Below are 14372 nucleotides of genomic sequence, written 5' to 3'. Positions count from 1 at the left end.
GGCCAATACTCCGGATCAGCGGATTTTATCACGAGCTCCCGCCGCTGACCAATGCGACACGATTGTGCCAGTGTCGGAAGCGATGTCAGTCGGGCTGACCGTTGCCAGACAAAATCTGCGCCGTGCCACGGATCGCGGCGCGGAACGCCTCGTCGAAGCTGACGCCGCGCACGCGCCAGCTATAGATCTTGCCATCGATCGCAAGCCGCCATTGGACGACCCAACCCAAATCCTTGTCGCTCCACGAAATGTGGCCATGCAAGAGAGGCCGACCGCCGAGGGTTCTGGCATCGCCGCCAAGCAGTTCAGGCGATTCGGCCCTTACCTCGTCGAAGGTGAACCCGCTCTTGGTGAGGGTGGCCTTGTCGGGAATGATGACCGACATCGCCATAGGCTTGGCGGCCGCCTCAAACGATTCTCGCATATAGAGGCTCTCGTCCCCGTCGCTCGCAAGTACGAAGCCTCGCCCCGCGCGTTCCACAGCCAGAAGTATCGAGAGCGTCGGCCGCTCGCCAAGCCAGGGCTTGCTGCCGAGCTGCGCGAGCAGCTTGTTGACGGTGGTGGGCTTATAGAGACAGGTCAGATCGTGCGGCCGGTCATGCGTGCCTTGCTCGTCATGGATCGGAATGCCCTCCAGCCGGTCGTGGTAGCGGAAGGTGTCGACGAAATCGCCGGCCTTGTCGCGCAGAGCCGCCATTTCGGGTTTCTCCAACAGGCGTTGATCGCCTGAAACCCTGACCAGAACCCGGTCCAGGCAATCCTTGAAGCCCATCCGGCGGTTTTCTTCGCCCTGGCCGGTGACGATGGTCCGCGACTGGTAGAGATCGTCGGTCGTGACGGCAAAGGCAGCGCGAGGCGCCAGGCCAGCGATCATGACCCCCATCGTCAAAAGCACGGCACGAAGAAATCCGGGCATGGCTGGCTATTCCCCGACGCCGTCTGTGCGCGATATCGGCGCGTCGTTTGCAACGGCGGCGATCTTCGTAGCACCGCCCGCCGCCGGTCGCCAAGGCCACGGCGCGGAGGCTGCTGCCATTGACGCACCCATGCGCCGCCTTTAGCACTTCAGTCCCGCAGGCGCGGGGGAGGGATTCTCTGGCGATGGATTTTGATGGAGGCGACGAAATTCGCTTCGAGCGCTTGGGCAGGGCCGGTGTCGTCACGCTGACGCGGCCGCAAGCGCTCAATGCCGTCACCCATCGCATGGTCCGGGCGCTGGGCAGGGCCCTGCATTCCTGGGAGCGCGATGACGGCGTGGAAGTCGTCCTGATCAAGGCAGAGGGCAGGGCGTTTTCGGCTGGAGGCGACATCCTGCACATTTATGAAGCCGGCCGGGCCGGGAAGCCGCCGGTCGAGTTCTTCGCCGACGAGTACAGGCTCAACGCCCACATCAACAGCTTCAAGAAACCCTATGTGGCGCTCATCGACGGTATCGTCATGGGCGGCGGTGTCGGCATTTCCTTTCACGGCTCGCACAGGGTGATGACCGAGAATGCCCAGTTCGCCATGCCGGAGGTCGGCATCGGCTTTTTCCCGGATGTCGGCGCCAGCCATCTGCTGCCTGACCTTGGCGGCTCCTTTGGTATGTATCTGGCCCTGACCGGTAACCGGATCCGCCATGGCGATGCGCTGTGGTCGGGGCTGGCCACCCACACCATCAAGGCCGAGGACCAGGCCAGCTTCCTTGATCGGCTGGTGCTGACCGGCGATCCGGAATCGGTTCTGCGCGGTTGCTTCGTCCCGGCAAAGCGGGAGACCGACAGGCCGACGCTGGAAGCGATCTCCCGCCATTTCGCCCAGCCGTCGCTGCGGGATGTCATCGACAGTCTGGACCGCGCGGCGGGCACCGACGCGTTCGCGGCAACGACGCTGGCGACGATGCGCACGCGCTCGCCCACCAGCCTTCGCGTCGCCTGGCGGCAGATCAGCGCCGGGCAGACCTTGTCGATGGACGAGTGCATGAAGATGGAGTTCCGCATCCTCAACCGCATGCTTGCCGGCCACGATTTCTACGAAGGCATCCGCGCCGCCATCATCGACAAGGGATCGAAGCCGCAATGGCGGCCGGCAACGCTCGAAACGGTCGGCGAGGCGGATGTCGAGGCCTATTTCGCCCCGCTCGGCGAACGGGAACTCCCGCTATGAGCGAGGTGACGTCGAGACGCGTCGTGCTGCAGCCCTCGACGGTTGAGGTGATCTTCGCCTGGTTCCAGCGCGTCATCGCCGGCTACTGCCTGCTGTTCGGCATCCTGTACTGGATCAAGCTGATCGGCTTCTATCCGGGCCCGCTGTGGCGCTTCGACCTGATGCCGGTGCATTGGCAGGTGGCGGCGGTGATGCTCGCCGTGTTTTTCCCCTTTGCCGCGGCAGGGTTGTGGATGCTGGCCTCGTGGGGCCCGGTGATCTGGTTCATCTGCGCGGTCACCGAGACCGTCATGTATGCCGGTTTTCCCGAGCTTTTTGGCCATCGGCCGCTGATCGTCGTCTCGCATGCGGCGGTGGCGCTGCTCTACATCGTCTTTCGCGTCGTCATCTGGCTGCAGAAACGCCCTGTCCGGCACTAAGCCGTTGAGGCCGTTGACGACTTGGCAAACGCCCGGATTGAGCCCTGCGATAAGTGCCTAAGCCTTTAGGTTAATTATCCTTACTCGGGTGACCGTTCGTTAAGCCTCTTTCGAAACCTCTTACCGGTAAGCTCTTGTTAGCCCTAGCGTTTAAGTCGAATTTTATGAGTATTCGATAGTGTCGCGATCAAGGTGAAAAACAAAAAATCACCAGGGCGACAAACGAGAGGCAAAGACAATGATCAATTCGCGTCCGGCGGCGAAGACCGCCAACGTTTCCGACGATCGCCGCGAGGCTATCCGTTCGCTGTACATGGAATCGCTGCAGCTGGTCGAGCGGCTGCACCGCCGTCTGCTTGATGTGATCAAGGACGAATTCGACCGCAATGGCCGTTCCGACATCAACGCCATTCAGGCGCTGCTGCTCTTCAACATCGGCAATTCCGAGCTGACCGCCGGCGAACTGCGCTCGCGTGGCTACTATCTCGGCTCGAATGTCTCCTACAATCTGAAGAAGCTGGTCGATCTCGGCTTCATCAACCACCAGCGCTCGCGCATCGACCGCCGTTCGGTCCGCGTTTCGCTGACCCCGAAGGGTAATGAGGTGGCCGAGGTCGTAGCCGGTCTCTATGAGCGCCATGTCGGCTCGATCGAGCAGGTCGGCGGCATCAACACCGACGAGTTCAAGCAGATGAACCGCGCCCTGCAGCGCCTCGACCGCTTCTGGAACGACACCATCGCCTACCGGATGTAAGTCATCCACGAACGGCAGCCGTGCCGAAGAAGCACGGCCCGAACAGCGACCTTCAGTCAGGGGCCGGTGCCGAAAGCACCGGCTCTTTTTCTGGTCATGAACAGCCGGCCAGCAGTTGGGGTGGGCGTCGCTTGATCGGTGCAGCAGTTGGAGCCGGCAAGAGGCGAGTTCCGCCGCGCACTTTGCTTTCTCCGCCACATGCCAGTGTCGCCGTCCAAGACCAAGCCCAGGCCCCTAGCTGTCTGCGCGGATGAAACGCCGCGGTTGCCGCCCTGGACGTCCCGGCGCTGACAATGCGCGACAGGGCGGCTTCGATACCGAAAAACCACGCCCCTTTCATTTCGCCGTGCCGGGCGGCGCAAATTGCGGGCCAAGGCCACGTTGCCGCCATATTCCAATGGAACCGAGGATGTCGGTGATGCTGCGGTCCAGGCCGTGCGTTCACCTGGAACCGGACGGTGCGTCACGCGTTTGTGGCCGAACCGATGCGGACATGGTTGGCTAATTGTTAAGATTGCCAACTTTAGAGTGTGGGCAAAATCGCCCCTGATCGAACGCTACAAGAATGTCTGGAACGTCCATGAGAACCAGCCGCCGCTTTTTCCTTTCCGGAGCCTCGCTGCTCGCCGCCGCCATGGTGGCCGGCCGCGCGAGCGCGCAGGATGTGATCGGGGATATCCTGAAATCCTCGGCCCGCGGCAATTGGGACGACCAGTTCGACGCCCGCGCCAGCGAAGGCGGCAAGGTGGCGTCGACGCTGCCTATCTTCAGCCCGCAGACCGTTGCGTTCACCGAGCAGGCGGTCGCCCAGTATCAGAACATTGTCGGGCAGGGCGGCTGGGTAGAGGTCCCCGGGACCAAGAAACTGGAACTCGGCGTCGATGACCCGGACGTGGTGCCGTTGCGCAAGCGCCTGATGGTTGCGGGCGATCTGTCGCAGAGCGCCGGCATTTCGACGGCCTTCGATTCCTATGTCGACTCAGCCGTCAAGCGGTTCCAGTTGCGCCATGGCTTGCCGGCTGACGGCTCGATGGGCAAATACACCTACGCGGCGATGAACGTTTCGGCGCAGGTCCGGCTCGGCCAGTTGCAGACCAATCTGCAGCGGCTGAAGGAGAAGGCCGGCACGCTGGGCAGCCGCTATGTGCTGGTCGATATTCCCGCCGCACAGATCGAAGCGGTCGAGAATGACCGCGTCGTGCTTCGCCACACCGCAATCGTCGGCAAGATCGATCGCCAGACGCCGATCGTCAATTCCAAGATCAACGAGATCATCGTCAACCCGTACTGGAACGCGCCGGTCTCGATCGTGCGCAAGGACATCATTCCGCTGATGCGGAAGAATCCCGACTATTTGAAGAACAGCCATATCCGCCTGTTCGCGCCGGATGGCAGCGAAGTCGATCCGATGAATGTCGACTGGTCGACGGATGATGCGGCCAAGTATCGGTTCCGCCAGGATCCCGGTTCGGAAAACGCCATGGCGTCGGTCAAGATCAATTTCCCGAGCCCGGACGGCGTTTATATGCACGATACGCCGCAGCAGAGCCTGTTCGGCAAGATGATGCGCTTCGATTCCTCGGGCTGCGTGCGCGTCCAGAATGTGCGCGATCTCGTCACCTGGATCCTGCGCGACACGCCCGGCTGGGACCGTCAGCATTTCGAGGCCGCGATCAAGACCGGCCAGAATACGCCGATCCAGGTCACCAACCCGGTGCCGGTGCACTTCCTCTATCTCTCCGCCTGGTCGACCGGACCCGGCGTCGTCCAGTTCCGCGATGACGTCTACGCGTTGGACGGCGCCAGCGAACTGCAGATTACCTCTTCGCTCTAAGAGGCTGATAATTTTGACGAAAGGCCGCTCGAAGGAGCGGCCTTTCTTTTGCGGGATGGTTTAATCAGCCGCTGGTTGACCGACCGCGCCACCGCTTGCGCGCTTGACGGCGCCGAGTTTGCAACATTGTCGACACGGGAACGAACTGCCGCTTCGGCAAGGCCTTTTGCGTAGACGGCCTGCGGTCCGTTTTTCTATACCGCGAATATGGCCAGCCTCGGCCATCGCCGTCCCGGCCGTGTCTGGACGCGAGGACGTCGATTGCGCATGGTTCGCCAAACAGCCGGAATCGTGCCATGCAAGCCGCTATCTTCGTCCTCGTCGTGCTGGTCTTCGTCGCTGTTTCCGGCGCGCTGGTGCGGCTGGTGCGGGTGCCGCTGCCGGTCTTGCAGATCGCCATGGGTGCTGCCCTTGCCTGGCCTGTGCGCGGTATTCATGTCGAAATCGATCCGGAAATGTTCCTGCTGGTGTTCATTCCGCCACTGCTGTTCAGCGACGCCTTCGGCGCGCCCAAGCGTGAGTTGATGGCGCTGCGCGGGCCGATCCTCGACCTTGCCATCGGCCTCGTCTTCTTCACCATTGTCGGTTTCGGCTATTCCCTGCACTGGCTGGTGCCGAGCATTCCGCTGGTAGTGGCCTTCGCTCTCGCGGCCGTGCTGTCGCCGACCGATGCGGTGGCCGTCTCCTCAATCGTCGACAGGAACGTCGTCCCGGCGCGGCTGATGCACATTCTGGAAGGCGAGTCCCTGCTCAACGATGCGTCGGGCCTGGTCATGTTCCGCTTTGCCGTCGCGGCGGCATTGACCGGCAGTTTCTCCTTTGCCGCCGCTTCGCTGAGTTTTCTCTACGCCGTGGCCGTCGGTATCCTCGCCGGCGTGGCGGCCTTGTTCGTCGCCGCCAACGCGCTGCGGCTCTTGAACCGCATCGGCGGCGTTCCGGCCGAGGCGCAGGTGCTGATCACCATCCTGCTTCCCTTCGTCGCCTATCTCGCCGCCGAGCATTTCGGGGCCTCGGGCATCCTGGCCGCGGTGACCGCCGGTCTCTTGACCGGGAGCACCGGCATATTCCGCTTTCTCGGCGTCTCGGCGCGCATGCAGACGATCTCGCTGTGGACGACGTTTTCCTTCGTCTTCAACGGCGCGCTGTTCATCGTGCTCGGCCTGCAGCTTCCCGAAATCATCCGCAAGGTGCCGCCGGAGCTTTCGAGCCGCCATTGGCTGCTCGAGCCGGTGCTGACGGTCCTTCTGCTTACCCTTTGCCTGATCGCGCTCCGCTTCGTCTGGATCTGGATTGGCGACATCACGGCGGGTTTTGCTGCGCGGCTCGGCAAGCGGAAGGCGGAACCGTTCGGCCTGCGCGTGCGGCTCGCCGGATCGGTGGCCGGCGTGCGCGGCGCCATCACGCTGGCCGGCATATTGTCGCTGCCGCTGGCCCTCCAGGACGGTTCGCCATTCCCCGCGCGCGACCTGGTCATCTTCCTCGCCGCCGGCGTCATCATCTGCTCCCTTGTGATCGCCAGCCTGGCCTTGCCGGTAATCGCGCGCGGGCTGGTCGCGCCCGGCGAAGACGCAGGCGCCGCCGAGGAACGCATGGCTCGCGTTGGCGCTGCCAAGGCTGCGATCGCCCACCTCGAAAGCATCGCCCAGACGGATGAAGACGAGGGCGATGTGCCCGGCCTCAAGCTCGCCGCCGCCAACGGCATTGTCGCTGCCTATCGGCGCCGCATCGCGGCGTCCGACGAGGCCGATGAGGCGCGCGCCGAGGTGCGGGAGGCGGGAAGGCTGGAGATCGATCTGAGGCTCGCCGGCATCGCCGCCGAGCGTGACGCCTTGCGCGCCATGCTTCGCCGCGGCGAGATCAACGACCACACAGCGCGGGCGCTGTTCACCGAGATCACGCTGACGGAAGCCCTTTTGAACGGCAGGCAGACACGGAAGTAGCACCGGGGTGCTCGGGGGCCGCGGATTTGCGGCCTCTGCCGCAAACCGGCCAGCAAATTTCGCGCGGCAAACGTGGCGGGTCGAAAGCAACTGTGTTAATGGCGCGGCAATGCGTGTCGCCCAAAAGTGTGCAGCGGTTTTGGGGCAACGATAAGCATAAACAAATTACCCCGAACCGGAGGATTTCAGGCCATGGCAACAGCAGCGGCAGCGTCGAACAAATTCGAATCCTTCTTCGAAACCACACTGGAAGACGCCGATCCGGAGATTTTCGGCGCCATCCGCAACGAGCTTGGCCGCCAGCGCCACGAGATCGAGCTGATTGCTTCAGAAAATATCGTTTCCCGCGCGGTGCTCGAGGCGCAGGGGTCGATCATGACCAACAAATACGCCGAGGGCTATCCGGGCAAGCGCTACTATGGCGGCTGCCAGTTCGTCGACGTGGCCGAGGAACTGGCCATCGAACGGGCGAAAAAGCTGTTCGGCTGCAATTTCGCCAACGTCCAGCCGAACTCCGGCAGCCAGATGAACCAGGCGGTGTTCCTGGCGCTGCTGCAGCCCGGCGACACCTTCATGGGCCTCGACCTCAATTCCGGTGGCCATCTCACCCATGGCTCGCCGGTCAACATGAGCGGCAAGTGGTTCAAGGTCGTCTCCTATGGCGTGCGCAAGGAAGACCATCTGCTCGACATGGACGCCATCGAGAAGACCGCGCATGAGACCAAGCCGAAGCTGATCCTGGCCGGCGGCACCGCCTATTCGCGCATTTGGGACTGGAAGCGCTTTCGCGAGATCGCGGATGCCGTCGGCGCATATCTGATGGTTGACATGGCGCACATCGCTGGTCTCGTGGCAGGCGGCGTGCATCCCTCGCCATTGCCGCACGCCCATGTGGTGACGACCACCACCCACAAGTCGCTGCGCGGCCCGCGCGGCGGCATGATCCTGTGCAACGACGAAGACATCGCCAAGAAGATGAACTCGGCGGTATTCCCCGGCCTGCAGGGCGGTCCGCTGATGCATGTCATCGCCGCCAAGGCCGTGGCCTTCGGCGAGGCGCTCAAGCCGAGCTTCAAGGTCTATGCCGAGAGTGTGGCCGCCAACGCCAAGGCGCTGGCTTCCAGCCTCAAGGAGACGGGCCTCGACATCGTCTCCGGCGGCACCGACAACCATCTGATGCTGGTCGATTTGCGCCCCAAGAACGCCACCGGCAAGCGCGCCGAGGCAGCCCTTGGCCGCGCCAACATCACTTGCAACAAGAACGGCATTCCCTTCGACCCGGAAAAGCCCTTCGTCACCTCGGGCGTGCGTCTCGGCACCCCGGCCGGCACCACGCGCGGCTTCGGCCAGGCCGAATTCCGCGAGATCGGCAAATTGATCGCCGAAGTGCTGGATGGTCTCAAGGTCGCCAATTCGGACGAGGGCAATGCCGCGGTTGAGGCGGCGGTCAAAGCCAAGGTCGTGGCGCTGACCGATCGTTTTCCGCTCTATCCCTATCTGGGCTGACCATCCTTATCGATTGACCAGGCGCGAAGCGTCATCTTTGATCCGCCGGCGGTGCGCCACCCCTGATCGGGTGGCGCATGGAACTGGAGAGAAACGATGATGCGCAATTTTCGGATCGCCTTGCTTGGCGCTGTGGGCTGGCTGGCCGTCTGTGGGCCTGTTTCGACGCAGACACAGCCCGCTCCGGACATGCCCGTCACAAGCACGTTCGGCCGATGGACAACCATGGTCGATACACTCGATACCGGCCAGGATGCGCACAAGACCTGTGCGGCTTCGACGGCGTTCTTCGATGCGAGCGGCAATTCGGGCACGCTGACCTTGTCGATCTCGACTGGCGATGCGTTGCCGCCTGATGCCTATCCAACCATCATGCTCACCGTCGACAACAAGCAATTGCCGACCGGCAAGAAGATCGCGGCGACGTTCGGCGATCCCGGCGTCAAGGTTTCGGCAACCGTCTATTCCAACGATGCCGGCATCGGCCGTCCGAGCTGGACGGTCGACAACCAGGCCAAGACCAGTCTCGCGCTGATGCGAGCCATGCGTCAGGTCGTGTCGCTCGACGTGACTTTCGGCAAGCAAGCCTTCGCCAGCATCCCCATGGACGGTTTCACCAAGGCCTACCGCAACCTCGGAACGTCTTGCGGGTTCCCGACCAAGGACGTCGCGCCTTGACGGCTCGGTCGCGGTAGGGAGCGCGGATGGACATTGTCTGGAAGGGTGTGGTCGGCGGGCTGGTGACGGCGCTGATCGTGTGGGCGTCCAAGCGGGGCAATGTCCTGCCAGGTATCCTGCCGCTGGCGCCGACCTTTGCTGTCATTGCCTTGCTCGCGGTGGGCGCCAAGGGCGGTCCGGGCGGCTTCCGCGAGGCCTGCCTTGCCGGAATGAAGACAATCCCCGCCTATCTTGCCTTCCTCGGCGCCTGCTGGTTGTTCATCGACAAGGTCGACTATCGCCTGGCTGTTGCCGGGGGCATCGCCGTCTGGCTGGTTGCCGCGCTGGCAATCTTCCTCGTGCCTCGCTATCTCTGATGCCGCAGTCCGTTGAAGAGACGGAACGGCTTCAATCCCGGTCGGAAAGGCTCTAAGCCTTTCGCCTCATCAGATTCGCGAACCCAAGGCTCTCCATGCGCTGTCCCTATTGCCAGTCCGAAGATACGCAGGTGAAGGATTCGCGCCCCGCCGAGGATGGCGCGGCGATCCGCAGGCGGCGTGTCTGCCCCGATTGCGGCGGCCGGTTCACCACCTTCGAGCGCGTGCAGTTGCGCGATCTGGTCGTGGTCAAGAAGTCGGGTCGTAAAGTGCCGTTCGACCGCGACAAGCTGCTTCGCTCGGTGGAAATCGCGGTGCGCAAGCGCAATGTCGACCCCGAACGCATCGACCGCGCGGTGACCGGCATCGTGCGCCAGCTCGAAAGCTCCGGCGAGACGGAAGTGGCCTCGGGCGAGATCGGCCGGCTGGTCATGGAGGCGCTGAAGTCGCTCGATGACGTCGCCTATGTGCGTTTCGCCTCGGTCTACCGCAATTTCCGCGAGGCCAAGGATTTCCATGAACTCCTGGGCGAGTTGAAGGGCGACGAAGACAAGAGTGAAGAGGACGCCGGCTGAGCATGGCAGCATCGCAACTGAGCGAGGCCGAACAAGCGGCCCTTGATCGCCGTTTCATGGCCGCCGCGTTGCGGCTTTCGCGCAGGAATGCTGGCCGCACTGCCACCAATCCTTCCGTCGGCACGCTGATCGTGCGCGATGACGGCGCGGGGCCGATGATCGTCGGCACCGGCGTCACCGCGGTCGGCGGTCGGCCGCATGCCGAGACCGAGGCGCTCGCCGAGGCCGGTGAACTGGCGCGTGGCGCCACCGCCTATGTCACGCTAGAACCTTGCGCGCATCACGGCCGCACTCCGCCTTGCGCCAACGCCTTGGTCAATGCCGGCATTGCGCGTGTCGTGGGGGCTGCCAGCGATCCGGATCCGCGCGTATCCGGCAAGGGCTATGCGATTCTGCGCGCCGCCGGTATCGAGGTGGTGGAGAAAGTGCTGGCCACGGAAGCCGCCGAGCAGATGGCGGGCTATTTGATTCGATCTCTGCGGAAGCGCCCGGAAGTGACGCTGAAACTTGCGCTTTCCAGCGACGGCAAGATCGGCAGGAAAGGCGCCGGCCAGGTTGCGATCACTGGCGAGATCGCGCGCCGCGACGTCTATCTGATGCGCGCGGAGTCCGACGCCATACTGATTGGCATCGGCACGGCGCTGGAAGACGATCCGGCGCTGACCGTACGCCTGCCGGGGCTGGAAAACCGTTCGCCGGCGCGCATCATCCTCGATCGTCAGATCCGGCTCCCGGAAGCCTCGAAGCTGGTTTCCGGTGTCGACCGCGTGCCGCTCTATGTCGCTGCCTGTCTTGAAGCCGATCCGCACCGTCGCTCGGCACTCGAACGCGCCGGCGTACGCTTCATCGGCACCGAAACCCATGACGGCGTCGTCGCCTTGCCGGAACTGCTCGAAGACCTGGCGGCGCTCGGCATGGCAAGCGTGCTGGTCGAGGGCGGCGCCCAGGTCGCCAAGGCATTCCTAGACGAAGATCTGGTCGACCGTATCGTGTTGTTCCGGGGACCGGAGGCGATTGGGGCGGACGGTATTGCATCGCCGGTCGATGCCGACCATATCCCGGCAGGCTTCCGCAAACTGCGCGAGATGCGTTTCGGCGAGGACAGCTACGCCGAGTGGGTAAGGGACCTCTAGGGATCAGCATCGATGTTCACCGGAATTGTCACCGATATCGGCACCGTCGCGGCCATCAAGCCGCTCAGCGAAGGCGTCGGCTTGCGCATCGATACGGCCTATGACCCCGAAACCATCGCCATTGGCGCCTCTATTTCCTGTGGCGGGGTCTGCCTGACGGTCACGGCGCTCCCCGAACATGGCGCGAACGCGCGCTGGTTCGAAGTCGAGGCCTGGGAAGAGGCCTTGCGGCTGACCACGGCGTCGAGCTGGAAATCCGGCACCAAGGTCAATCTCGAACGGGCGCTGAAGATCGGCGACGAACTCGGCGGCCACATCGTATCGGGCCATGTCGACGGCGCCGCCGAGATCGTCGAGCGCAAGGACGAGGGCGACGCTGTGCGCTTCACGCTGGAGGCACCGCGCCATCTGGCGAAATTCATCGCGCCAAAGGGCTCCGTCGCGCTCGACGGCACTTCGCTCACCGTCAACAAGGTCGAGGGCACCCGCTTCGACGTGCTGTTGATCCACCACTCGCTGACCGTGACCACATGGGGTGAGCGCAAGGTCGGCGACCGCGTCAATCTCGAGATCGACACCATGGCCCGCTATGCGGCACGGCTGGCGGAGGCGGCGAAAGAGGGGCTCTAGCACCGGCCGGTCCAACGCGTCTGACCCCCTCCAGCAATCTTCCGCTTGCGATCAATCCGGCTTCGGCCTAAGTCACCGGCAACCCCCCGGAGACTTTTATGGCTGGTACATCCCAACACGGCAAAGCCTTCATTCGTCCGAAGGCGAAGGCGCATCTGCTGATTGTCGAAGCGCGCTTTCACGACGACCTTGCCGACGCGCTGCTCGATGGCGCGAGGAGCGCGCTCGATGAGGCGGGCGCGACTTATGACGTCGTCACCGTTCCAGGTTCGCTCGAAATTCCCGCAGTGATCACCTTCGCGCTGGACGGCGCGGCGGAAGGCGGCACCGCTTACGATGGTTTTGTCGCGCTCGGCACGATCATCCGTGGCGACACCTATCATTTCGATATCGTCGCCAATGAATCCAGCCGCGCGCTGATGGACCTGTCCGTGCAGGATTCGGTCTGTGTCGGCAACGGCATCCTGACCACCGAGAACGACGCCCAGGCATGGACGCGGGCCAAGCGCTCGGAAGGCGACAAGGGTGGCTTTGCCGCGCGTGCGGCGCTGACCATGATCGCGCTCAAGGAACGATTGGGAGCACCATCGTGAGCGAACCCGCATCGCCCGGGCAGCCCGCTGTGCGCCACGCCAACAAGCGCGGCGCCGCCCGTCTGGCCGCCGTGCAGGCGCTCTATCAGATGGATGTCGCCGGCAGCGGTGTCTTCGAGATCACGGCCGAATATGAGGCGTTCCGGCTTGGCAAGGAAGTCGACGGCGCGCTCTATCGCGAGGCGGATGCGCAATGGTTCCGCGCCATCCTCACCGGTGTCGTCGAGAACCAGAAGACCATCGACCCAGTCATCCGCCAGGCGTTGACCGATGATTGGCCGCTGTCGAGGCTCGATTCGACGCTGCGCGCCATTATGCGGGCCGGCGTCTACGAATTGATGAAGCGCGAGGACGTGCCAGTGGCGGTCATCGTTTCTGAATATGTCGACATTGCCAAGGCCTTCTACGAGGACGACGAGCCGAAACTCGTCAATGCCGTGCTCGACCGCGTGTCACGCCGGGTGCGCGGCGAGGGGCGCGGCAAGGACGCATCGTGACGGCCGTCGCCATCGAGACGGGCAGGGAGGCACGGCGCACCGCGCTGATCCTCGCCGCCTCGCAGGCGGTTATCGGCTCGGCGGCACCCATCGCCATTTCGATGGGCGCGCTGGCCGGCCAATACCTGCTCGGTGCCGACAAATCGCTGGCGACGGCGCCGGTCACCGGCTTCAACATCGGCGTCGCGCTCGGCGCCTTGCCTGCAGCGGCCGTTATCCGCCAGCTGGGCCAGCGTGGCGGCTTCATGACCGGAACCGTCGTCACCGCGCTCGGCGGCCTGATTGCCACATTGGCGCTTTTCCACGGCAGTTTCTGGTTGTTCGCGTTCGCGCTGCTGGTGATCGGCATCGGTGGCGCCTTCGTCCAGCAATTCCGCTTCGCCGCCGCCGACAACGCGCCGCCGCCGTTCAAGGCGCGCGCCATCTCCTTTGTGCTGGCCGGCGGCATTGTCACCGCCATCCTCGGGCCACAGATCGTCATCTTCACCCGGGAACTGTTCGCCCCGGTGATGTTTGCCGGATCGTTCGCCTCCATCCTGCCCCTGGCAGCCGTGGGCGCGATTATCCTGTCGTTTCTGCGCTTGCCGGCGAAGGCGGCGAGCAAGTTCGACGTTTCGGGCGGCGATGCCCGGCCCCTGTCCGAAATCGTCACCAGGCCGCGCTTCGTCGCCGCGCTGTTCTGCGCCGTCGGCAGTTATGCGCTTATGAGCTTCGTCATGACCGGCGCGCCGCTGGCCATGGTCGGCTGCGGCCTGTCGGAGGACGATGCGACGCTGGGCATTTCCTGGCACGTCATGGCGATGTTCGCGCCGAGTTTTTTCACCGGCTCGCTGATCAATCGCTTCGGCGCCGAGCGCGTCGTGGCAGTCGGCCTGATCCTGCTCATCGGTTGTGCCGCCGTTGCCTTGTCGGGCCTGGCGCTGTGGCAATTCTGGACGTCGCTGATCCTGCTCGGCCTTGGCTGGAATTTCGGCTTCATCGGCGCCACCGCCATGGTCGCGGCCAGCTACCGGCCGTCGGAAAAGGGAAAGGTGCAGGGGTTCCACGACTTCGTCCTGTTCGGCTCCGTCGCCTGCGCGTCGCTGCTGTCGGGTATGGTCTACAACGCCTGGGGCTGGGAGATGCTGAACTGGATGATCTTTCCCGTCACCGTTCTGTGTTTCGTGGCCCTCGGCGCACTCAAGTTGACGGCCCCGCGCAACGCGCGCACCTGATCCTGAAACTGTCGAGCTGACATGATGCTGTCAGGATTGCTTCGGTTGAATTTGCCGATCTGAAACAAAATTATTGCGTCTGTGCCTATTGTTATGAA

The 14372-nt window shown here is 63.7% G+C and carries 15 protein-coding genes; 14 read left to right on the top strand and 1 reads right to left on the bottom strand.

Annotated elements, in window-relative coordinates; genetic code table 11:
- Positions 1-85 precede the first annotated feature (85 nt).
- The gene (locus tag C1D09_RS30015) at positions 86-916 is read right to left on the bottom strand and encodes a DUF2066 domain-containing protein (protein WP_143977588.1); all 831 of its coding nucleotides are present in this window, start codon (positions 914-916) and stop codon (positions 86-88) included.
- 185 nt (positions 917-1101) lie between these two features.
- Between C1D09_RS30015 and C1D09_RS30010 the strand changes: the two genes are divergently transcribed.
- The 14 genes from C1D09_RS30010 to C1D09_RS29945 all read left to right on the top strand — a co-directional run bounded on the left by C1D09_RS30010 (position 1102) and on the right by C1D09_RS29945 (position 14274).
- The gene (locus C1D09_RS30010; protein ID WP_143977587.1) at positions 1102-2145 is read left to right on the top strand and encodes an enoyl-CoA hydratase/isomerase family protein; all 1044 of its coding nucleotides are present in this window, start codon (positions 1102-1104) and stop codon (positions 2143-2145) included.
- Positions 2142-2564: a DUF6163 family protein gene (locus C1D09_RS30005; protein ID WP_019857605.1), complete on the top strand. Its 423-nt coding sequence runs from the start codon at positions 2142-2144 to the stop codon at positions 2562-2564. Before C1D09_RS30010 ends, C1D09_RS30005 begins: the two co-directional genes overlap by 4 nt.
- A gap of 238 nt (positions 2565-2802) precedes the next feature.
- A complete protein-coding gene (gene ldtR, locus C1D09_RS30000; RefSeq protein WP_008875359.1) occupies positions 2803-3318 on the top strand; it encodes a transcriptional regulator LdtR in 516 nt (171 codons plus the stop codon).
- A gap of 580 nt (positions 3319-3898) precedes the next feature.
- Complete coding sequence (locus tag C1D09_RS29995; protein WP_143977586.1) at positions 3899-5152, top strand: L,D-transpeptidase family protein; 1254 nt, start codon at positions 3899-3901, stop codon at positions 5150-5152.
- Positions 5153-5448: 296 nt separating this feature from the next.
- A complete protein-coding gene (locus tag C1D09_RS29990; RefSeq protein ID WP_143977585.1) occupies positions 5449-7092 on the top strand; it encodes a Na+/H+ antiporter in 1644 nt (547 codons plus the stop codon).
- A gap of 192 nt (positions 7093-7284) precedes the next feature.
- Positions 7285-8598 carry a serine hydroxymethyltransferase gene (gene glyA, locus C1D09_RS29985; protein ID WP_019857608.1) on the top strand — a complete coding sequence of 438 codons (1314 nt, stop codon included), beginning with the start codon at positions 7285-7287 and terminating at the stop codon, positions 8596-8598.
- Positions 8599-8694: 96 nt separating this feature from the next.
- Positions 8695-9276 carry a hypothetical protein gene (locus tag C1D09_RS29980; RefSeq protein WP_246135926.1) on the top strand — a complete coding sequence of 194 codons (582 nt, stop codon included), beginning with the start codon at positions 8695-8697 and terminating at the stop codon, positions 9274-9276.
- A gap of 26 nt (positions 9277-9302) precedes the next feature.
- Positions 9303-9632 carry a GlpM family protein gene (locus C1D09_RS29975; RefSeq protein ID WP_143977584.1) on the top strand — a complete coding sequence of 110 codons (330 nt, stop codon included), beginning with the start codon at positions 9303-9305 and terminating at the stop codon, positions 9630-9632.
- A gap of 95 nt (positions 9633-9727) precedes the next feature.
- Positions 9728-10207 (top strand): transcriptional regulator NrdR, encoded by a 480-nt coding sequence (gene nrdR, locus C1D09_RS29970; RefSeq protein ID WP_143977583.1) that lies wholly within the window; start codon positions 9728-9730, stop codon positions 10205-10207.
- A 2-nt stretch (positions 10208-10209) separates the two neighbouring features.
- Positions 10210-11340, top strand: a complete 1131-nt coding sequence (gene ribD, locus C1D09_RS29965) for a bifunctional diaminohydroxyphosphoribosylaminopyrimidine deaminase/5-amino-6-(5-phosphoribosylamino)uracil reductase RibD (protein ID WP_167514814.1) — start codon at positions 10210-10212, stop codon at positions 11338-11340.
- Between the two features lie 12 nt (positions 11341-11352).
- Complete coding sequence (locus C1D09_RS29960) at positions 11353-11970, top strand: riboflavin synthase (protein WP_143977582.1); 618 nt, start codon at positions 11353-11355, stop codon at positions 11968-11970.
- A gap of 98 nt (positions 11971-12068) precedes the next feature.
- The gene (gene ribH / locus C1D09_RS29955; protein ID WP_143977581.1) at positions 12069-12563 is read left to right on the top strand and encodes a 6,7-dimethyl-8-ribityllumazine synthase; all 495 of its coding nucleotides are present in this window, start codon (positions 12069-12071) and stop codon (positions 12561-12563) included.
- A complete protein-coding gene (gene nusB / locus C1D09_RS29950) occupies positions 12560-13060 on the top strand; it encodes a transcription antitermination factor NusB (protein ID WP_143977580.1) in 501 nt (166 codons plus the stop codon). The genes ribH and nusB overlap by 4 nt, the downstream gene beginning before the upstream one ends.
- A complete protein-coding gene (locus tag C1D09_RS29945) occupies positions 13057-14274 on the top strand; it encodes an MFS transporter (protein ID WP_143977579.1) in 1218 nt (405 codons plus the stop codon). Before nusB ends, C1D09_RS29945 begins: the two co-directional genes overlap by 4 nt.
- Positions 14275-14372: the final 98 nt, after the last annotated feature.

This window comes from Mesorhizobium intechi (genome assembly GCF_002879535.1).
GTDB classification, from domain to species: domain Bacteria; phylum Pseudomonadota; class Alphaproteobacteria; order Rhizobiales; family Rhizobiaceae; genus Mesorhizobium; species Mesorhizobium intechi.
This window is presented reverse-complemented; position numbering and strand designations above follow the sequence as displayed.